Genomic DNA, 20000 nt, shown 5'->3' with positions numbered 1-20000 from the left:
TATGAATAAAAAAATAACACTTAGTGATTTAGGTAAAAAAGATTACAAAGAAACTTGGGAATATCAAACTAAATTATTAGAGCAAACCGTTTTTATAAAGCGTCAAAATAGAGTAAATTCAACAAATATTGCTACACCGAATCATTTTTTATTTGTCGAGCATCCGCACGTTTATACGCTTGGTAAATCGGGTGATTTGAGTAATTTATTACTCAATGAAACACAATTGAAAGAAAAAGGGGCCACTTTTTACAAGATAAATAGGGGAGGAGATATCACATATCACGGGCCAGGACAAATTGTTGGATATCCGATTCTTGATTTAGAAAATTTTTTCACGGATATTCATAAATATTTACGTTTATTGGAAGAAGCAATTATTTTAACTGTTGCCGAATATGGTTTAAAAGCGGAGCGTAGCAATGGTGAAACAGGCGTTTGGTTAGGGGTAGGAACACCATTTCCTAGAAAAATTTGTGCGATGGGAATTCGTGCCAGCAGATGGGTAACGATGCACGGTTTTGCTTTAAATGTAAATGCAAATCTTGGTTATTTTGATAATATTATTCCCTGTGGAATCCGAGGAAAAGCGGTTACTTCGATGCAAGCCGAATTAGGATATGAAGTTTCAGAAACTGCTGTAAAACAAAAAATATTAATACATTTTCAAGAACTTTTTGAAGTATCAGAATTTATAAAAGCCTAAAATATTAAAACCTAAAATGTTAAAGTAAAAAAGCAATCTCAATAAAATGAGATTGCTTTTTTTGTTATTATTTTAGATAAATTTCATCTAAAATTAATTCAACATATCCCATAATTTATCTTTCAATTCTTGTAAACCAAGTTGGGCTACAGAGGAGATAAATAAAGCATCAATACCTTTTGGTAACTCTTTTTTAATTTCTTCTTTTAACTCGTCATCTAGCATATCTGATTTAGAAATAGCTAATAAACGGTCTTTATCCAATAATTCAGGATTGTGTTTACGCAATTCGTTTAATAGAATTTCATATTCTTTTTTGATGTCGTCGCTATCGGCAGGAATTAAAAATAATAGGGTCGAATTACGTTCAATATGACGTAAAAAATAATGTCCTAATCCTTTTCCTTCGGCAGCTCCTTCGATAATTCCAGGAATATCTGCAACTACAAAACTTTTGTGATTACGGTGTTCTACAATTCCTAAGTTTGGTTTTAAGGTTGTAAAAGCGTAATCTGCAATTTTAGGTTTTGCTGCTGTTATTACTGATAATAAAGTAGATTTTCCAGCATTTGGAAAACCAACTAAACCAACATCGGCTAATAATTTAAGCTCAATACGGAACCAACCATCAACTCCATCAATACCAGGTTGTGCGTAACGTGGTGCTTGATTTGTAGATGATTTAAAGTGCCAGTTTCCAAGTCCTCCTTTTCCACCTTGTAACAATATTATGTTCTGATCATGTTCAGAAACTTCATATAAAATTTCATCAGTATCGGCATCACGAATAATGGTTCCTAATGGAACAGGTACAATAATGTCTTTTGCATCATGTCCTGTACTACGACTTGCACTTCCATCTCCACCTGGTTCAGCCCTAAAATGACGTTTAAACTTTAAGTGAAAAAGTGTCCACATACTTTTATCACCACGTAAAATGATGTGTCCTCCACGACCACCGTCACCTCCGTCAGGACCACCTTTAGTAATGTATTTTTCACGATGTAAATGCACAGAACCTCGACCTCCTTTACCAGAAGATGCATAGATTTTTATATAGTCAACAAAATTTCCTTCAGTCATTTTTTCTAAGTTCTTTACTGCTTTATTTAAACAGTAGTAATAATTATAACAATACTTTATTAGCGATTTTAATATCAAAAAAAATAGCTAAAAAAATGACTAATAAAGTGATTAATATTTACAACGTATGTTACAAAACTTTTTATAAAGTATCAAATACTTCTGATAAACGTTCTGTAATTTCGTTGATATCTCCAACGCCATTTACACCGTAATACGTACCTTTTTCTTGATAAAAATCTTTTAAAACAGCCGTTTTCGTATTGTATTCATTAAAACGATTTCTAATTTTACTTTCATCAGTATCATCAGTTCTTCCACTTGTTTTTCCACGTTCTAAAATACGTGCTACTAACAAATCTTCAGGAACTTCTAAGGCAACCATTCCGTTAATACGCTCGTTTTTTTCTGCTAAAAAAGCATCTAAAGCTTCCGCTTGTGATTGCGTTCTTGGAAAGCCATCAAAAATAAACCCGTTGGCTTGAGTATTTTTTTCTACTTCAGCTTTTAACATATTGATAGTTACTTCATCAGGAACTAAATCTCCGTCATCCATATATGTTTTAGCAAGTACTCCTAATTCAGTTTTATTTTTGATGTTGAAGCGAAAAACATCTCCTGTTGAAATATGAACTAAGTTATATTTCTCTTTTAATAAATCTGCTTGTGTTCCTTTTCCTGCGCCTGGAGGGCCAAATAATACGATGTTTTTCATTTTCGGTGGTGTTGTTAATTGATAAATAGCGGATAAATTTCTTCCATAACTTTTGTAATCTAAGCCGTAACCAACAATAAATTTATCTTCAATACTTTTTCCGATATAATTTATGGGCAATTCTTTTCGATATACATCTGGTTTAAAAAAAAGTGTTGCTATTTTTAATTCTTTAATATTTTTTGTTTTGAAGATTTCATAAATCTCCTGTAACGTTGTGCCTGTATCAATAATATCTTCTAGAATAATAACAGTTCGGTTGGTTAAATCTTCATTAATACCGATGAGTTCTTTTACATTTTCTGTTGATGTTGTTCCTTGATACGAAGCTAATTTTACAAAACTAATTTCACAATCGCCTTTATATTCTCGTAAAAAATCAGCAGTAAAAATAATGCAACCGTTTAAAATTCCGATAAATAACGGAACTTCATTTTTAGGTAAATCCGCTTTTACTTGTTTTGCTAATCGTGTAACAATAGTGGCTATTTCATTTGAAGAAATGAATTCTTTAAAGTATAAATCGTGAAGTTTTGTAATTTTCATAATATTGCAAATAATACTGCAAAGATAGTTGCTTGATTTTAAATGAAAAAACCGTTTTGAATATAATTCAAAACGGTTTTTGTAAACTATAATATTTTAGAAATAATAGAAAAGGTATTAAACGGTTTCTTTATTTTCTTCGATATTTTGTTCATTATTTTCTTGAGCTCTTTTAGAAGCATCAAACATAATTGGTGTTGCCACAAATAATGAAGAATATGTACCTACAATTACCCCAACAATTAAGGCAAACATAAATCCTTTAATACTATCTCCTCCGAAGAAGAAAATTGCTAACATTACTAATAATGTTGTTAAAGAAGTGTTTATAGTTCTACCTAACGTACTGTTTAAGGCTTTGTTTACTAAACCTGCTGATATGGTTGTTTTCTCTTCTGTAAACTCTCTAATTCTATCAAAAATTACCACCGTATCATTTAATGAATATCCAACTACGGTTAAAATTGCCGCAATAAATGATTGTCCAATTTCCATATCAAAAGGCATGAATTTATAACAGATAGAAAATACGCCTAATACCACTAATACATCATGGAAAACGGCTGCAACTGCACCAATTGAGAAAGCGATTTTTCTAAAACGTAATAAAATATATAAGAATACGACGATTAATGAACCGACTACTGCCCATAATGCTGATTTTTTAATATCATCAGCAATGGTTGGTTCTACTTTCATGTAGCTCATAATTCCGCTACCTGCTTTTTCGAATCCAGGTTTAAAATCTTCATAAGAAGTTATTCCTAAATATGATTTTAATCCTGTAAATAATGATTTTTGAACTGAATCATCTACTTCACTACCATCTTCATCAATTTTAAAAGCGGTCGTTATTTTTAATTGATGATCTGAACCATATGTTTTTACTTCTGGAGCAGTTCCAAAAGCATCTTTTAAGCTCGTAGCAACTTCGGTAGCACTCATTGGTTGATCAAAACGAACAACATACGAACGTCCTCCTTTAAAATCAACACCTTGTTTTAAACCTAACGTAAAAATTGAAATTAATCCAATTAAAATAAGAGATCCAGAAACAATATAGGCTAATTTACGTTTCTTTAAAAATTCAATATTGATATTTTGAAACCAGTTTTTAGAGATGTTCGTGTTAAAAGGTAAAGCAGTTCCTTTTTCAACAGATTTATCAATTAATAAACGCGTGATAAAAATCGCTGTAAATAATGAAGTTGCAATACCTAACATTAATGTATAGGCAAATCCTTTAATTGGTCCTGTTCCAAAGATAAATAAAATAACACCCGTTAAAAATGTCGTGATATTGGCATCAATAATTGCCGATAAAGCTCCTTTAAAACTAAATCCTTCATCAACCGCTGTTGCTAATGTTTTTCCACCGCTTAAGGCTTCTTTAATTCTTTCGAAAATAATAACATTCGCATCTACCGACATACCGATAGTTAAAATAATACCTGCAATTCCAGGTAAAGTTAAAACAGCATTATAAGAAGCTAACCATCCGAAGATAAATAAAATATTTACTAATAGTGCAATGTTTGCATAAAGACCCGCTTTACCGTAGTATAAAAACATCCAAATTAAGATTAATAAAATCGCTAATCCGAATGACCAAATACTTGCATTAATAGATTCTTGTCCTAATGACGGTCCTACAACTTCTGCTTGAATAATTCTTGCAGGAGCAGGTAATTTACCAGCTTTTAATACCGTAGAAATATCTTGTGCTTCTTCCACAGTCATGGTTCCTCCAGATATTTGAGTACTTCCTCCTGTAATTGCTCCGTTTACTACAGGTGCAGTGTATACGTAATTGTCTAAAACAACGGCAACGAATTTCCCAACGTTATCGCTAGTCATTTTTGCCCATTTTTTAGTTCCAGTTCCGTTCATTGTCATTGATACAACGGGCTTGCTTAATTGGTCAAAATCTTGATTTGCATCTGCAATTACATCGCCATCAATGGTTGGTTTGTCGTTTCTGTTTGATTTTATAGCGTATAAACCAATAATTTCAGCAGTACCATCGATGCTTTTTTGTGCTTTATAATCCCAAAGAAATTTAACGTATTTTAAATTTGCTGGTAATAATGCTCGCACACTTTTGTTGGCAAGTAAGCTGTTTACTCTAGCTGTATCTTGTATATTAGCTTGTGCAACTAGCGAACTCATTTGCTGTTGATTTTGAGCTATATTAGGAGTTAAAAAGGTAAATAAACTTTTTTGAGTCTCAGCCTTTGTTTCATCAGTTGATTCTCCTAGTAAATCATCAATATCATCTACTTTTGCAGAATCTTTAACTTGTGTGGTTGCAGTTACTACATCATCTTTTAATAATTCAGCAACTTTTGCATTTGCACTAAAGAAAAAGTTTTGAACTTCTGCATTCGTATATACTTCCCAAAATTGTAATTCGGCAGTACTTGTAATTAATTTTGTTACACGTTCGATATCTTTTGCGCCAGGTAATTCAATTTGAATTCTTCCAGAATTTCCGATACGTTGAATACTTGGTTGTGTTACACCAAATTTATCAATACGACTACGTAACACTTCAAAAGAGGTATTAATAGATGTATTAATTTCTTGTTGTAAAACTTCTTTTACTTGGTCGTTTGTTTTGTTAAAGTCAATTTTTTCTCGTAATGATTTTGTTCCAAAAATTGAAGGATCACTTAATTTAACAGTTCCGTTACTTACCGCTTCGAATTGCGTTAAAAATAAGTCTAAATAGTTTTCTTGACTATTTTTTTGAGCTTCACTTGCTTTTGCTAAAGCTTGTGTAAAAACAGTGTTTTCTGAATTGTTTGATAAAGCTATTAAAATATCTTTTACAGATACTTGTAGAATAGCGTTAATTCCCCCTTTTAAGTCTAAACCAAGGTTCATTTCACGTTCTTTAATGTCGTTGTAGGTATATTTAGCAATTCCTAAATTTACAACTTCATCATTAGCAACGCTATCAAGGTACTTCCTTTCAAATTGAGCTAAGGCTCTACCATTGTTGTCTTTAACGTTTCCTTTTGCGTATACTTTTGCGTTATCTTCTACTTTATTAGCAAAAAATGTAAACGACAATTGGTATAAGCTTACTAGTCCGAAAAGGACAGCAAATAATTTAATGAGACCTTTGTTTTGCATCTATAATAATTTAAATCGAGTTCTGTATTAAAACGAGCAAATATAGTATTTCGAAAAAGATTTGCCAATTATTTTTAGATATTTATATGTTTGGAGCAGGTTTGGTTAAAGAAGTCTAATAAGATATCTAATGGATATATCTTTTTTTTATCCCTTTTTATCTCTTTCTACCCCTTTCTATCGAGATAATATTATGTATATTTACTTGATTTTATCTAAAAAAATAATAACTTAAAATTTATATAATTAGCTATGGCACATTTATCAGATATTGAGATTGCACAAGCAAAAGAATTACAACACATTAAGCATATTGCTACGAAACTTAATGTAAAAGAAGACGATTTAGAAATGTACGGAAAGTACAAAGCAAAGTTGCCTTTAGATTTAATTGATGAAGAAAAAATCGCAAAAAACAACTTAGTTTTAGTAACTGCTTTAACGCCAACTCCAGCAGGAGAGGGGAAAACAACCGTTTCTATCGGTTTAACGGAAGGGTTAAATAAAATAGGTAAACAAGCAACGGTAGTATTGCGTGAGCCTTCTTTAGGGCCTGTTTTTGGAATCAAAGGAGGTGCCGCTGGTGGTGGGTATTCTCAAGTAGTTCCGATGGAAGATATCAACCTACATTTTACGGGTGATTTTAATGCTATTGAAAAAGCAAATAATTTATTAGCAGCTTTAATCGACAATAATATTCAAAGTAGTGTTAATAATTTAAATATTGATCCTCGTACCATTTTATGGAAACGTGTAATTGATATGAACGACCGTGCTTTGCGTCAAATTACCATTGGTTTAGGAGGTACAGGAAACGGAATTCCTCGTGAAGATGGTTTCAATATTACTCCAGCATCCGAAGTAATGGCGATACTTTGTATGGCGATGAATTTTGATGATTTAAAAAAGCGTTTAGGTGATATTTTTATTGGATTTACTTTTGATAAAAAACCTGTTTTTGCCCGTGATTTAAACGCACAAGATGCGATGGCAATTTTATTAAAAGATGCTATTAAGCCGAATTTAGTACAAACTTTAGAGGAAAATCCAGCGATTATTCATGGAGGTCCTTTTGCGAATATCGCGCAAGGAACCAATACGATTATTGCTACAAAAATGGGATTATCATTATCTAATTATGTAGTTACAGAGGCAGGTTTTGGAGCAGATTTAGGCGCAGAAAAGTTCTTAAATATCAAATCGCAATACGCAGGATTAAATCCTAAATGTGTGGTTTTAGTGGCGACTGTTAGAGCATTACGTCATCATGGAGGTGCAAAAAAAGAGGAATATAATACGCCAAATTTAGAACGTGTTGAAAACGGGTTTAAAAATTTAGAAAAGCATATTGAAAACATTCGTAAATTTAATATTGAGCCTGTAGTTGCTATCAATTCTTTTATTTCTGATTCAGAAGAAGAAGTAAATTTTGTTATTGAAGCGTGTGCCAAATTAGGTGTTGAAGCAGTCGTTTCAGAAGGATGGGCAAAAGGAGGTGAAGGAACTAAAAACTTAGCCAAAGCCGTTGTAAATGTTGTTGAAAATAAAGCAACACAATTTAAACCTTTATACGATTTTAAAAGTCCAATTAAAGATAAAATTGAAATTATAGCAAAAGAAATTTACGGTGCTGATGGGGTAACCTATGATAAAAAAGCGGAATTAAATTTACGTAGAATTGACAGATTAGGATTTAACGATTTTGCTGTTTGTATGGCAAAAACACAAAAATCTTTTTCAGATGATGATAAATTAATAGGAAGACCAACAGGTTTTACCGTAAATGTACGTGAAATAGAAATTGCAGCAGGGGCACAGTTTGTCATTCCTATTTTAGGAAAAATGATGCGTATGCCAGGTTTACCAGCCGTACCAGCATCAGAAAATATGAGTATTGATAATAATGGTGTAATTTCAGGATTGTCTTAAAAATATTTTAACAAGTATTTCTTAAAATGTTTTAGCGATTATTTAAGATCCTAAAAACCTCAAGTTTTGCTTGAGGTTTTTTTTATATTGATTAATTAACACCACGTTGTTTGTTAATTTCGTCTTGTAATTGACGTCGTAATTTTTGTTCTTTATCAATAGAACTTCTTTTGTATTGCTCAAACTCATCTTCAACACCAACTAATAAATTTTTGGTTTCTCTGGTAATCGCATTACTACTGCTAAATTTATAAATGAAAAAAGCGAGTCCGATTAATAATCCACTAATAATACTCCAAAGAATCGTGTTATAAAGGCTTTTATCGATTAAAAACCCAAAAATAGCAATACCATTTTCTTTTTCAACAGATAATGATAAATCATTTTTCAGCGTATTAATTTCGTTTTTTAAAACGTTTTCATTTTTTAATTGCGCTTCTAGTTGAAGTTGTTTCGCAAGCACATCTTTTTTGATAGCCGTTACACTGTCGAGTATATTTTTTTGAAAACTGATAAAGTGCGTACGTTTAATCAATTTGTATTCTTGCCAATTATTTGACAATCGATATGCTTTTATAAATTGATTTTCAATAGTATTTGGTAGTGAATCAATTTGGATTTTAGATAATCGTTTTTGGGCTGTAACTTGCTGTGTTATAATGATTAGTAATATAATTCTTAGCGTTTTCATTGGTTAGAATTTTATATTAAACTGAATTTGTTTATTTAAATTAGTATATTTTTTATTATTTGGATTTAAAAAAACCCAAACGTTTAAGTTTGGGTTTTTAGTATAAGCAAGTATATGAAACTTATTTTACTTTTTCTACAATGGCCTTAAAAGCTTCTGGATTGTTCATCGCTAAATCGGCTAAAACCTTACGGTTTAATTCGATACTATTAGCTTTTGCTTTACCCATAAACTGAGAGTAAGACATTCCATACTGACGAGCTCCAGCGTTAATACGCTGAATCCATAATGCACGGAAGTTTCTCTTATTGTTTTTACGGTCACGATAAGCATATGTCATCGCTTTTTCTACCGCATTTTTTGCTACTGTGTAAACGTTTTTACGTCTACCAAAGTAACCTTTTGCTGCCTTCAAGATTTTTTTTCTTCTTCTTCTTGAGGCTACTGAATTTACTGATCTTGGCATAATTCAAATGTTTTTTTGTAGTAGGCGATTATCAATAATTATATTAAATTATTTTGATGATAATACTTGGTGTGCCTAACTCCATGGTTAATTAAATTCCCTGTGCTAACAATTATCTTAAAACTAATTGCTGCTTAATGTTTGCTAAATCAGCTTTGTGAACTAATGTTGCATGTCTTAATTTAAGCTTACGTTTTTTCGACTTCTTTGTTAAGATGTGGCTTTTAAACGCGTGCTTTCTTTTTATCTTACCAGAACCTGTTACTTTGAAACGTTTCTTGGCACTAGACTTTGTTTTAATTTTAGGCATTTCTGTTTTTTAGTTTATCTTGCTTATATATTGTGAACGTTTTTTTTTAGTTTATTTTGCTTTTTTAGGCGCGATAAACATAATCATACGTTTCCCTTCTAATTTTGGCATTTGTTCTACTTTACCGTATTCTTCTAGTTCTTGTGCTAATTTTAATAATAAAATTTGCCCTTGTTCTTTAAAAACAATCGAACGTCCTTTGAAGAAAACAAATGCTTTTAATTTAGCACCGTCTTGTAAAAACTTAATAGCATGTTTCTTTTTAAATTCATAATCATGCTCATCGGTTTGAGGTCCAAAACGGATCTCTTTTACAATAACTTTTGTTGCCTTTGATTTTAAAGCTTTATCACGTTTTTTCTGTTCGTATAAAAACTTTTTATAATCAATAATTTTACAAACAGGTGGTACAGCTTTAGGTGAAATTTCAACTAAATCTAACTCTTGTTCGATTGCCATTTCTTTGGCTTTTTCTAAAGGATATACACCAACTTCGATGTTTTCGCCTACCAGACGAACTTCATCAACATATCTAATTTTATCATTAATTCTATGTTGATCTTCTTTAATTACCCTTAGCGGTCTACGTCCGCCTCTTCTTCTAATTGCTATGACTCATGATTTTAAGTTATTACTATTATTTAGTTTCCTTTAGTTTTTGAAAGGAACTAATGTTTTGTTTACTTCTTCTTGTATTAGTGTGCAGAATTCTTCAATGGTAAATGTACCAATATCTCCTTCACCGTGTTTTCTTACAGATACCGTGCCGTCTTGTTCTTCTTTTTCGCCAATAATTACCATAAAAGGTATTTTACTAACTTCGGCATCACGAATTTTTCTTCCAGTCTTTTCACTTCTGCTATCTACCAGGGTGCGAATTTCGGAATTTTCTAACAAAGTTAAAACTTTTTTCGTGTATTTTTCATATTTATCACTGATAGGCAATAAGATAACCTGTTCTGGGGTTAACCAAAGCGGGAAATTTCCGCCTGTATGCTCTAATAATACGGCAATAAAACGTTCCATCGATCCAAAAGGAGCTCTGTGAATCATCACTGGTTGATGCAATTGATTATCGGCACCTTTATACGTTAATTCAAATCTTTTAGGTAAATTATAGTCCACTTGTATGGTTCCAAGTTGCCAACTTCTGCCTAAAGCATCTTTTACCATGAAGTCTAATTTCGGTCCATAAAAGGCAGCTTCCCCTTCTTCAATTACAAAATCTAGGCCTTTATCGGTTGCCGCATTAATAATTGCTTTTTCTGCAAGTTCCCAAGTTTTAACATCCCCGATATATTTATCAGGAGTACTCATATCTCTAACAGAAACCTGTGCTGTAAAATCTTCAAAACCTAACGATTTAAATACATAAAGTACTAAATCAATTACGTCTTTAAATTCTTGATCTAATTGTTCTGGCGTACAGAAAATATGCGCATCATCTTGTGTAAAACCTCTTACACGCGTTAAACCGTGTAATTCTCCACTTTGTTCATATCTGTAAACCGTTCCAAATTCTGCAAAACGTTTTGGTAAATCTTTATAAGAATGTGGTTTGAAGTTATAAACCTCACAATGATGCGGGCAATTCATGGGTTTCAATAAAAATTCTTCCTCCATTTTAGGAGTTTTTATCGCTTGAAAACTATCAGCCCCATATTTTTCATAATGACCAGAAGTAACGTATAATTCTTTCTGTCCGATATGCGGAGTCATTACCATTTCGTAGCCAGCTTTCTTTTGTGCTTTCTTTAAGAAATCTTCTAAACGACCTCTAAGCGCAGCACCTTTTGGCAACCATAATGGCAAACCAGCCCCAACTTTTTGTGAAAATGTGAAAAGCTCTAATTCTTTTCCTAATTTCCTATGATCACGTTTTTTAGCTTCTTCCAATAACTCTAAATACTCGGTAAGCATTTTTTGTTTTGGAAAAGAAATTCCGTAAATACGTGTTAATTGATTATTTTTTTCATCACCTCGCCAGTAAGCTCCAGCAACGTTCATCACTTTAATTGCCTTGATGATTCCTGTGTTAGGAACATGACCACCTCTACATAAATCTGTAAAATCACTATGATCACAAAAAGTAATATCTCCGTCAGTTAAATTTTCAATTAACTCAACTTTATATTGATTTCCTTCTTTTTGATAATACGCTAAAGCATCTTCCTTAGAGATTGAACGCAATTTAAATTCATGTTTTCCACGAGCCAATTCTAAAAATTTCTTCTCAATAGCAGGAAAATCTTTTTCAGAAATAACGTCTTCTCCTAAATCGATATCATAATAAAAACCGTTATCAATTGCAGGACCGATGGTTAATTTAGCATCAGGGTGAAACGTTAAAATAGCTTGTGCTAATACGTGTGCCGATGAATGCCAAAATGCTTTTTTTCCGTCATTATCATTAAAAGTGTACAATATTAAAGCACCATCTGTGGTTAGTGGGGTCGTGGTTTCAACGGTTGTGCCGTTAAAATTTGCCGAAATTACATTTCTAGCAAAACCTTCACTAATATTTTTAGCAACGTCCATTGGCGTGCTGTTTACTTCAAATTCTTTAACCGTTCCGTCGGGTAGTGTGATTTTAATCATTATCTATAAGTTATATTTAATTTCCCTACAAGTGGAAATTTTAGAATCGCAAAGATATTGTAAATGCCGTTTTTACACAATTTTTACACAATATATAATGTTTTTAAAATGTTATTTTTTTTTGAAAAATATTTTAGCAATTATTTATAACCAAAATTAGTAAATTCATATCATGAAAAATTTTCAATTAATACTATTATTAATGCCTTTTTTAAGTATTGCACAAATCCGTCAGGGAGAAGTTTTTAAAAGTTTTCCAACAAATCCAACCGAAAATATTAATTTAATCGGCATTATTGAAGTAACAAAAACAATGTATGGTGTAACTTTTGAAAACCCAACTATTTCAGAAAAATATAAAAATGCCATTAAAATATTCTTCAAAAAACGCTTACATAATTACACCGATTTAAAAAAATATCGTTTGAATATTAAAAAACACAACGATATTTTATATATTGAAAATACTGAAATTTTGAATGATTAAATTAATTATTTCTCAAATTCACCATCTTCTGTAATCATTTCTGAAACATTTAATGTTGGCAAAATAAACTCATTAAATTTTGTGTTTTCAGTTTTTGAATGTAAAATTCCTCTTGTTGTTCCTACTGTAATCATGGCTAAATGTGCTAAAAAACCTTTTGGAATATGTACTTTTTTATCTTTAGAAAAATCATTCCATTTAGTTTGTTCAATACCAAATTCACAAGAAACCTCAATAATTAAGAACGGTTTTTTATTTTGTTCAAATTGAAATTTAATAATTGAATTTATTGCTGTATTTTCTGAATTTACGCCAAATTTCACAATTGCTTCTAATCCAATTTCTTCAGAATAATTATCATAAGCATCTTCAATTATAGCAAATTGTTCGGTGTTTATTTTCTCTAATTTGAATCCTATTTTATTCATTATGATACTTTTTTATTAGATGCTATATTCTTTGAAAAATCAACTTTAATAACTTTTACTGAAGACATTTTATAATTATTATTCGTTTTAAAAGTTGATTTTGTATAAATGAAATCTTTATGTAAATTTATTTGCGTTTTTTGTGTTTTATTTAATTCCAATAATTGAATTTTTAATACATCTTCAATTTTTGAAATGGTTTCTAAAGTTAAATTTTCTCTTCCTTTAATTATTTTACTTATTTGTTGAGGAGAAACATTTAATAATTTAGCTAATTCTTTTTGTTTAATATTATTATTTTTAAGGAAAACATTAATTTTAATCGCTATTTTTCTTGAATGTTTTAACCAAGATTTATTTGCTAATCGGTTTTTAGCTTTATTCTCCCAATTACTTTTATTATCGGAAGTAAGTGTGTTTAGTTTTTTATTAAGGTCTTTAATTGCCATAATTATTTTATTTCTAGATACTCGAAGTCATCTTGGTCAAATAATCCATTTTCAATCAAGTAGTCTTTTACTATTTCTAGTTTTTGTAACTCTTTTTTTAAGTGTTCACGCTCATTCATGGTTGCAGTTAATTTAATAGCACCGCCAGAAATAACAAAAGTATTTTTTGAAATTCTAATAGCATATATTCTTAACCAGCTTTTACGTTCAGTTCCGTATGCTTTTGTTTTTAAATGATTTTTAATTTGATAATTGCTGTTTTTTAGTGGTTTAAATAGCGTTTGTAGTGTTTCATAATCGTTGGTTTTTCCTATTTCTGATATTTCTAATATGGTTTTTTCAAGTTCTTCTGCTTCTTGAATAGTTCTTTCAATTGCCTGTTCGATATTTATTTCACCAAAAAAACCGCTTTGTAAGTCTTGAATATGTTCTTCGAAAAAATCAGATAAAAATTCAATATCTGTCCAATCGTCAAAAATTCTTTCAAACTCATCCGTATCATTATTTATGTATTTAACAGAAATTAAACTGTCTTTTATTATAGCAAATATATTATTTATTCTCATAAAAATCAACCTACAAGTTTACTTTTTTTAGTTTTGAGGAATACAAATATAGATTAAATATTTATAATTGATTCGGGTTTTTTTTATTAGGTATTGCTTTTTAGTTACTTGCGTTTAAAATATTATTTTGATTGTGGCAAGGGGTTGAACCCCCTTGTTAAATATCGAATTGAATCTTTTTTAGTAAATTATTATTCAATATTCCCATCAACAAGGGGTTTCAACCCCTTGCTATTCACCCTTTCAAAAACTCATATTCATAAACTTTAGGTTCAATTTTTTTGGCGAGGATTTTTAAACATTCTCGTAATTCCGAAATTAATTCGCTATAAATGGCATCGCTACTTTTGCTATTCATTCTTCCTTTTTCACTTCTTCCTTGAAAATATTCTCGAATATCATAAAAAGACGCATTGACGTTTACATTTTCTTTCGAATGATAATATTTCCAAAGTTTTCGTCCTGCATCAAAAACGGCTGTCGCTTCTTCGGAAAATTCTCTTTTTATTTGTTGATTTTCTTGAGAACCAAATAAAGTATCTTCGCTTTCAATTTTTATTTTTCCTTTTATAAAATCGGTCATAAAATTACTCGAAAATTTCTCGTTTGCATCAACTTCTTGTTCTGTAAATGGAAGCCAATTATTTATTCCGTCATTTGATTTTATTTGATTTTTACCGTGAAAAAGTGAATAAACTAAACAATTATTTTGAAATTCTACATCTTTTTCCCAATGATTATTTGGAAATAAAAATTGGTCATTATGATTTATCCAAGTATGTTTGATACAATGACGTATAGCTAAATAAATAGCCATTATGATTAAATTATTTTTTGTAATTATAGTTGTTTTATGCTGTTTTATATCACTATTTGTTGGTTTTGATGTAAAATAAACACCATTTTGCTGTTGCATATCAATTCCTGGTAATATCAGATATGCTAATATTTCATTTTTTTTATTGTAATGTTTACGAAGCCAAACACTTATGAAATCTTTTTTTTCAAAAGAATAGAAAGGTTTTGAGTCAATATATTCTCCAAAATCATTTACAATATCGATTTTTACTACTTTAATTTCTTGTTTATTCGATAAATTCCAAATTAAAAATCCAATAGGGAATTTACCTTTTACATTATCAAAAGTATTCGATTGACAAATAAAACCACTTTCATTAGTTCCTTTAAAATACTTTCTGAATTTTAAAAAATTTTGAGAATTTATATATTTTAGAGTACTAAAAGAAGCTAAAGTACATTCTGGAATTTCATCATGAACTCGTAAAAAAAATTGAGCAAAAAGTTCACGCGTGGCTGTACCAACTGTTTTACTTAAATTATTATAAATTTTACTTGTAGTAGCGACACTTTTTTTATGTTCTCCAATACCCGAAAAAACTTTTCGATTACCATGTTCCGCATACGGCGGATTTATATAAATAATAAGTTTTTTTCTTTTATTTTCATCATTAATAATGTCTTGTAAACTTTGTGGAAGCTTAGAAAAATCATCATTTAAAAAGTCGAATTGAAAAACGTGCTTTTTTAAGAGGTTTGCTCCGTGTTCAATTCTGTCGTGAATTACGTTTACATCGGATTGGTCTAAAGTACTTGCGTAAATGTTGTATTTATTGTTTAAACCAGCCAAAAGATTTCCTGTTCCCGAGGCACAATCCCAAATATAATAGTCATCTTGCCAATTTTCGCCTAAATAATTGGTGATATATTTTTGCGAAAGTTCGACCCATTTTCTTGGTGTAAAATACGCACCTTTTCGCTCTCGAATATCTTGCGAAACTAATAAATCTTTGCGTTCAATTATATAATCTTGATATTCTTTTAAAGGCGGTCTTTTGTAGATTTTCCAAAATTGCTGATACGTTTCTTTGTCTCGAATATTTATGGAAGCATCAAAAATTTCGTTGATGTCTTTTTTGGAAATTGTGTATCCTTGATTTTTAAAAACGACAAATAAACTATCTCGTGTTGTTACATCGTCATCAATATTTTGCGTTCCTTTATCATCAACAAATAAGTCGGCAAGATAGAAGGCATTATCAAAGATATTTGCTTTTTTGAGGTCGTCCCAATTGACATCAATAATCGGTTTTACAGTTTCCAGCCATCGCAAATAGATAGGAATAAAATTATTTTTATCAATTTTTATTTTACTTTTATTCGTAGCTTTAGCAACATTATTTTTGATAAATGTATTTAATTCTTTTTCATCTTTCAGATAATTGAACGTATATGTTTGTTGTTTTAGTGTTTTTTCAATTCTATTTTTGATGAGTTTAAATTCTTTGCTATCATGATTACTTGGCGTAACATTCCAGTTAAAGTCATTTAGGTAAAAAATATCTTGAATATTGATGTATGGAATAAAGGCAATTTTTTTAAAATCGAACGCACCAAGAAATGCGGGAGGCATTGTTTTATCGAAAGTTCTGGCTTTCCCGATAGTTAAAATAAGTTGCACAAACATTGCGGAAACATCAAAATCGCCAGTTTTGGCTTCCGCCCAAAGAAGTGGCGTTCTACCAAATAAGCTGTCTTGTTTTGGAAACACAGTAAAGTCGATATTTCCGAGTATTTCGGTAGCATCAAATTGAAGAAACCAATCATTAGCGACTTTATTTTTAAGTTCTTCCTCTCTTATTTTTTGATATTTCATTTTTTGGTTTTTTCTTTTTCTGATGATTTTTTTAAGTATTAGATAGTGTTTTTTTATTTTTCATTAATTTCTTTTAAGGATGATTTGTATCTGTTTTGTTCAAGATCTTGCCAAACATTATCAATATTTTTTATTACGTACTTTTTTTGAATTTTCCAGTTTTTGTTTTTTTTGGTTAAAAGTGTAATGTCTAAATCAAAATTAGTAGGTATTTGAGATTGTGAAATTTCCTTTGTAGGATAAAATACATATTTTTTAACAATAGAGTTTTTGCTAATGATAACTATTGGTAATAGCTCGGATTGAATTTGATTATCATTCTTTAAGATATTATCATACTCTCGTATTCTCGTAAATTCTTGTTCAATAAAAATTTTATTATTTGAAATCAATTTGACTTTTAGTTTAATATCATTCAATAAAATTGTTTTTGCTCCAGAGTTAGTAAGTGCAATAGTCATAAAAATTGTAGGTTGTATTTTAGTATTATCTAAATTACATACATATAATTTTGCTTGTTTACCAATAGAAATATCTAATTTATATTTAATAACCGAAAACCAAAGGTTATACAATGATAGTATTAATGCAATAGAAGAAAAAAATATGGTTATTTTAAATTTAGTAATTTCAGTCATTGTTTTATTTTAGTTAATTTTAAATTAATTGTTTTCTCACAAATCCCAAGCTTTAAATTTACCAAATAAAAATAGAATATAAAACATAAAAATATTCTCATTTTTTTGAGAAGGTTTTATTTAAAAAAAGTTTGATGTTGGCAAAATCGTACGGCAAGGGGTTGAACCCCTTGTTAAAAAATAGCATCGCATCGGTCAAAGGGATTTCAATATCTTGTCATTTTGCTATTATAATAGATTTTATATTAATGTAGGGGCAGACCTATGTGTCTGCCCATTTTTATGTTTGATGTTGGCAAAATTGTACGCCAAGGGGTTGAAACCCCTTGTTAAAAAATAGCATAGCATCGGTTAAAAAGATTTTATTTCAGTTTCGCATTCTGATTTGCCGTAATTCTTGGTTTTATGCGATGCTGAAATAAATTCAGCATGACGTTTATATCTAAGAGCCTGTTTAAATTTCATCTAAAAAACGTTTTATAGCTAAAAAATCGAATCCGTCAAACTGAATTTATTTCAGTTTCGCATCCTGATTTGCCGTAATTCTTCACTTTATGCGATGCTGAAATAGATTCAGCATGACGAGAATTTGGTTTTAATTTTTTGCTTGCGTTATTTTTATTCCGTCAAAATAATTTCCTGCTTCTAAACCGATAAACAGTATTCTTTCATAATTTGTTTTATTTTTGGTCATTTCAATATGAATTTCGGTTGTATTTTTTCTTTCAATTTTGAATTCGGTTTCTTTTATTATAAAATTGTTTGCATTGGTATCAATTTTATTTAGGTCAAAATTTGAGTTTCCGTTTAAAGAAACTTCATGAATCCACCACCATTTTCCTTTAGTATTAATGACTATTGAATTTTTTTCAGAAGAGAATTGTACTTTTTTTTGAGATAATTTAATGTTATCGTCCCAAAGTCCTATTGGTTTTTCAGAATCACAGCAAGCAAAAGCTGAAATAATGATAATTACTATTCCAATTTCTTTAATTTTTTTAAGCATTTTTTTTAGATATTAAGAGGTTTTTAAAAATTAAAGATACTATTTATAAACGTAGGGGCAGACCTATGTGTCTGCCTATTTTTTGTTTCTGCCCATTTCTATGATGGCTATTTTTAAGGAACTTATAATAAATTTGAGGATAAAAAAGAGGCTATAATTTTTGAGGATAAAAAAGTAGCATATATTTTAAAAAAGAAAAAGCCTCTCAAATAAATGAGAAGCTTTTGCGGTCTGGACGGGACTCGAACCCGCGACCCCCTGCGTGACAGGCAGGTATTCTAACCAGCTGAACTACCAGACCGTTGCTTGTAGCAATACTTTTAAATTACGTAACTAATTGCGGTCTGGACGGGACTCGAACCCGCGACCCCCTGCGTGACAGGCAGGTATTCTAACCAGCTGAACTACCAGACCGTTGCTTTTAGCTTGTACTTTTCACTTAAATAATTTGCGGTCTGGACGGGACTCGAACCCGCGACCCCCTGCGTGACAGGCAGGTATTCTAACCAGCTGAACTACCAGACCGTTGCTAATTACGTTAAGCGAGTGCAAATATAACACCTTTTTATTAATTGAAAAAAATTATTTGTATTTTTTTTGCCTACTAACAAGATATGCCGTTAATATTTTATCATAACCTTCATTAATATCCACAGGAATATAGGCTATTTTATATTGTAAACACTTGTTTTTTAAATTGTTGAAAAACGTATTGCTAAGCTTTTGATAACTTTTTTGAATGTTATCAGTATGTAAATTTATTTCTTCACCAGTTTCAATATCGACAAATTTTTTGGGGGTATTGTCAAAATTGAACGAAAATTCTGTTTTTTTATCAAAAGTATGAAACAATATTACTTCATGTTTATTAAATTTTAAATGTTTTAACGCATCAAAAAGTTCATCGTCATTTTTTGTAGTCTGAAACATATCCGTAAATAAAAAAATTAACGAACGCCGATGAATATTCTCTGCAATTTCATGCAAATATTGATAGGTTTCCGTTGTAGCCTTACTTGTTGATGTGACTAAATTATCTAATTGATTCAATAACATTTTTCGATGTCGTTCGCTTCCTTTTTCGGGTGCATAATATTCGTAGGTATCCGAATAAATACTTAATCCGACGGCATCTCGTTGTTTTCTTAAAATCTCCATTAAACAAGCAGCAGCAACTGCTGAAAAACCAATTTTATTTAACGTATCAATAGTTTGATTTTGAACAATAGGGTAGTGCATCGAAGCTGAATTATCGATAATTATATGACATCTTAAATTAGTATCTTCTTCATATTTTTTGACATATAATTTTTCAGTTTTTGCAAATAATTTCCAATCGATATGACGGGTGCTTTCACCTTTATTATAAAGTTTATGTTCCGAAAACTCCACAGAAAAACCATGAAAAGGACTTTTATGTATTCCTGTAATAAATCCTTCTACTACTTGTTTGGCAAGTAATTCAAGGTTTTTAATATCCGAAGAAATTGTTGTTACATCAATCATTTTCCGAAAATAAAAAAAAGGTCTGACAAATAGCCAAACCTTTTAATATATTAATGATATCTTA

Annotated in this window: 18 protein-coding genes and 3 tRNA genes; 3 read left to right on the top strand and 18 right to left on the bottom strand. The window is 30.4% G+C overall.

All coding sequences use genetic code 11. The features are described 5' to 3' along the window. Nucleotide 1 precedes the first annotated feature (1 nt). Nucleotides 2-706 carry a lipoyl(octanoyl) transferase LipB gene (gene lipB, locus L0U77_RS01270; protein WP_233900642.1) on the top strand — a complete coding sequence of 235 codons (705 nt, stop codon included), beginning with the start codon at nt 2-4 and terminating at the stop codon, nt 704-706. 93 nt (nt 707-799) lie between these two features. On the opposite strand, the gene obgE is transcribed toward lipB, so the two are convergent. The 3 genes from obgE to secDF all read right to left on the bottom strand — a co-directional run bounded on the left by obgE (nt 800) and on the right by secDF (nt 6188). Beyond that, on the bottom strand, nt 800-1789 hold the full coding sequence (obgE, locus tag L0U77_RS01265) for a GTPase ObgE (RefSeq protein WP_233896892.1): 990 nt from the start codon (nt 1787-1789) through the stop codon (nt 800-802). Nucleotides 1790-1931: 142 nt separating this feature from the next. Next, nucleotides 1932-3050, bottom strand: coding sequence for an adenylate kinase (locus tag L0U77_RS01260; protein WP_233898195.1), 1119 nt, complete (start codon nt 3048-3050; stop codon nt 1932-1934). Between the two features lie 117 nt (nt 3051-3167). Beyond that, nucleotides 3168-6188, bottom strand: coding sequence for a protein translocase subunit SecDF (gene secDF, locus L0U77_RS01255; RefSeq protein WP_233896893.1), 3021 nt, complete (start codon nt 6186-6188; stop codon nt 3168-3170). Nucleotides 6189-6440: 252 nt separating this feature from the next. Between secDF and L0U77_RS01250 the strand changes: the two genes are divergently transcribed. Beyond that, nucleotides 6441-8117, top strand: a complete 1677-nt coding sequence (locus L0U77_RS01250; protein ID WP_101918026.1) for a formate--tetrahydrofolate ligase — start codon at nt 6441-6443, stop codon at nt 8115-8117. A gap of 91 nt (nt 8118-8208) precedes the next feature. Here L0U77_RS01250 and L0U77_RS01245 read toward each other — a convergent pair whose 3' ends face one another. The 5 genes from L0U77_RS01245 to thrS all read right to left on the bottom strand — a co-directional run bounded on the left by L0U77_RS01245 (nt 8209) and on the right by thrS (nt 12182). Further along, nucleotides 8209-8808 carry a hypothetical protein gene (locus L0U77_RS01245; RefSeq protein WP_233883833.1) on the bottom strand — a complete coding sequence of 200 codons (600 nt, stop codon included), beginning with the start codon at nt 8806-8808 and terminating at the stop codon, nt 8209-8211. Nucleotides 8809-8929: 121 nt separating this feature from the next. Then, nucleotides 8930-9274 (bottom strand): 50S ribosomal protein L20, encoded by a 345-nt coding sequence (gene rplT, locus L0U77_RS01240; RefSeq protein ID WP_233896894.1) that lies wholly within the window; start codon nt 9272-9274, stop codon nt 8930-8932. A gap of 112 nt (nt 9275-9386) precedes the next feature. After that, nucleotides 9387-9584 (bottom strand): 50S ribosomal protein L35, encoded by a 198-nt coding sequence (gene rpmI / locus L0U77_RS01235; RefSeq protein ID WP_058885811.1) that lies wholly within the window; start codon nt 9582-9584, stop codon nt 9387-9389. A gap of 51 nt (nt 9585-9635) precedes the next feature. Further along, on the bottom strand, nt 9636-10154 hold the full coding sequence (infC, locus tag L0U77_RS01230; RefSeq protein WP_101918024.1) for a translation initiation factor IF-3: 519 nt from the start codon (nt 10152-10154) through the stop codon (nt 9636-9638). A gap of 81 nt (nt 10155-10235) precedes the next feature. Next, the gene (gene thrS, locus L0U77_RS01225) at nt 10236-12182 is read right to left on the bottom strand and encodes a threonine--tRNA ligase (protein ID WP_233900641.1); all 1947 of its coding nucleotides are present in this window, start codon (nt 12180-12182) and stop codon (nt 10236-10238) included. 172 nt (nt 12183-12354) lie between these two features. Here thrS and L0U77_RS01220 point away from each other — a divergent pair, with 172 nt between their 5' ends. Further along, nucleotides 12355-12669, top strand: coding sequence for a hypothetical protein (locus L0U77_RS01220; protein ID WP_233900640.1), 315 nt, complete (start codon nt 12355-12357; stop codon nt 12667-12669). A gap of 5 nt (nt 12670-12674) precedes the next feature. Here L0U77_RS01220 and L0U77_RS01215 read toward each other — a convergent pair whose 3' ends face one another. The 10 genes from L0U77_RS01215 to L0U77_RS01170 all read right to left on the bottom strand — a co-directional run bounded on the left by L0U77_RS01215 (nt 12675) and on the right by L0U77_RS01170 (nt 19936). Beyond that, on the bottom strand, nt 12675-13097 hold the full coding sequence (locus L0U77_RS01215) for a hypothetical protein (RefSeq protein WP_233900639.1): 423 nt from the start codon (nt 13095-13097) through the stop codon (nt 12675-12677). Beyond that, nucleotides 13097-13546, bottom strand: coding sequence for a helix-turn-helix transcriptional regulator (locus L0U77_RS01210; RefSeq protein ID WP_233900638.1), 450 nt, complete (start codon nt 13544-13546; stop codon nt 13097-13099). The genes L0U77_RS01215 and L0U77_RS01210 overlap by 1 nt, the downstream gene beginning before the upstream one ends. Nucleotides 13547-13548: 2 nt before the next feature. Then, entirely contained in the window at nt 13549-14112 is a 564-nt protein-coding gene (locus L0U77_RS01205; RefSeq protein ID WP_233900637.1) for a hypothetical protein, read from the bottom strand. Nucleotides 14113-14347: 235 nt separating this feature from the next. Further along, the gene (locus tag L0U77_RS01200; RefSeq protein ID WP_233900636.1) at nt 14348-16786 is read right to left on the bottom strand and encodes a hypothetical protein; all 2439 of its coding nucleotides are present in this window, start codon (nt 16784-16786) and stop codon (nt 14348-14350) included. 53 nt (nt 16787-16839) lie between these two features. Beyond that, entirely contained in the window at nt 16840-17424 is a 585-nt protein-coding gene (locus L0U77_RS01195; RefSeq protein ID WP_233900635.1) for a hypothetical protein, read from the bottom strand. A 595-nt stretch (nt 17425-18019) separates the two neighbouring features. Further along, a complete protein-coding gene (locus tag L0U77_RS01190) occupies nt 18020-18430 on the bottom strand; it encodes a hypothetical protein (protein ID WP_101918019.1) in 411 nt (136 codons plus the stop codon). 227 nt (nt 18431-18657) lie between these two features. Next, a tRNA-Asp gene (locus L0U77_RS01185) sits at nt 18658-18731 on the bottom strand. Nucleotides 18732-18770: 39 nt separating this feature from the next. Continuing rightward, nucleotides 18771-18844 (bottom strand) — tRNA-Asp (locus L0U77_RS01180). 37 nt (nt 18845-18881) lie between these two features. Beyond that, nucleotides 18882-18955 (bottom strand) — tRNA-Asp (locus L0U77_RS01175). A gap of 57 nt (nt 18956-19012) precedes the next feature. Continuing rightward, nucleotides 19013-19936 carry a DUF58 domain-containing protein gene (locus L0U77_RS01170; protein WP_193699622.1) on the bottom strand — a complete coding sequence of 308 codons (924 nt, stop codon included), beginning with the start codon at nt 19934-19936 and terminating at the stop codon, nt 19013-19015. Between the last annotated feature and the right edge of the window lie 64 nt (nt 19937-20000).

The organism is Tenacibaculum piscium (assembly GCF_021390715.1).
Lineage (GTDB): Bacteria > Bacteroidota > Bacteroidia > Flavobacteriales > Flavobacteriaceae > Polaribacter > Polaribacter piscius.
The sequence above is the reverse complement of the archived record's forward strand: the minus strand, read 5'-3'. Positions and strand labels throughout refer to the sequence as shown.

Excerpts from the sequence above, each read along its gene's own strand:
- L0U77_RS01260 (WP_233898195.1), bottom strand. The coding sequence starts at position 3,050 with ATGAAAATTACAAAACTTCACGATTTATACTTTAAAGAATTCATTTCT.
- L0U77_RS01210 (WP_233900638.1), bottom strand. The coding sequence starts at position 13,546 with ATGGCAATTAAAGACCTTAATAAAAAACTAAACACACTTACTTCCGAT.
- L0U77_RS01195 (WP_233900635.1), bottom strand. The coding sequence starts at position 17,424 with ATGACTGAAATTACTAAATTTAAAATAACCATATTTTTTTCTTCTATT.
- thrS (WP_233900641.1), bottom strand. The coding sequence starts at position 12,182 with ATGATTAAAATCACACTACCCGACGGAACGGTTAAAGAATTTGAAGTA.
- L0U77_RS01220 (WP_233900640.1), top strand. The coding sequence starts at position 12,355 with ATGAAAAATTTTCAATTAATACTATTATTAATGCCTTTTTTAAGTATT.
- L0U77_RS01190 (WP_101918019.1), bottom strand. The coding sequence starts at position 18,430 with ATGCTTAAAAAAATTAAAGAAATTGGAATAGTAATTATCATTATTTCA.
- L0U77_RS01245 (WP_233883833.1), bottom strand. The coding sequence starts at position 8,808 with ATGAAAACGCTAAGAATTATATTACTAATCATTATAACACAGCAAGTT.
- secDF (WP_233896893.1), bottom strand. The coding sequence starts at position 6,188 with ATGCAAAACAAAGGTCTCATTAAATTATTTGCTGTCCTTTTCGGACTA.
- L0U77_RS01205 (WP_233900637.1), bottom strand. The coding sequence starts at position 14,112 with ATGAGAATAAATAATATATTTGCTATAATAAAAGACAGTTTAATTTCT.
- L0U77_RS01215 (WP_233900639.1), bottom strand. The coding sequence starts at position 13,097 with ATGAATAAAATAGGATTCAAATTAGAGAAAATAAACACCGAACAATTT.
- obgE (WP_233896892.1), bottom strand. The coding sequence starts at position 1,789 with ATGACTGAAGGAAATTTTGTTGACTATATAAAAATCTATGCATCTTCT.
- lipB (WP_233900642.1), top strand. The coding sequence starts at position 2 with ATGAATAAAAAAATAACACTTAGTGATTTAGGTAAAAAAGATTACAAA.
- L0U77_RS01170 (WP_193699622.1), bottom strand. The coding sequence starts at position 19,936 with ATGATTGATGTAACAACAATTTCTTCGGATATTAAAAACCTTGAATTA.
- L0U77_RS01200 (WP_233900636.1), bottom strand. The coding sequence starts at position 16,786 with ATGAAATATCAAAAAATAAGAGAGGAAGAACTTAAAAATAAAGTCGCT.
- rpmI (WP_058885811.1), bottom strand. The coding sequence starts at position 9,584 with ATGCCTAAAATTAAAACAAAGTCTAGTGCCAAGAAACGTTTCAAAGTA.
- L0U77_RS01250 (WP_101918026.1), top strand. The coding sequence starts at position 6,441 with ATGGCACATTTATCAGATATTGAGATTGCACAAGCAAAAGAATTACAA.
- rplT (WP_233896894.1), bottom strand. The coding sequence starts at position 9,274 with ATGCCAAGATCAGTAAATTCAGTAGCCTCAAGAAGAAGAAGAAAAAAA.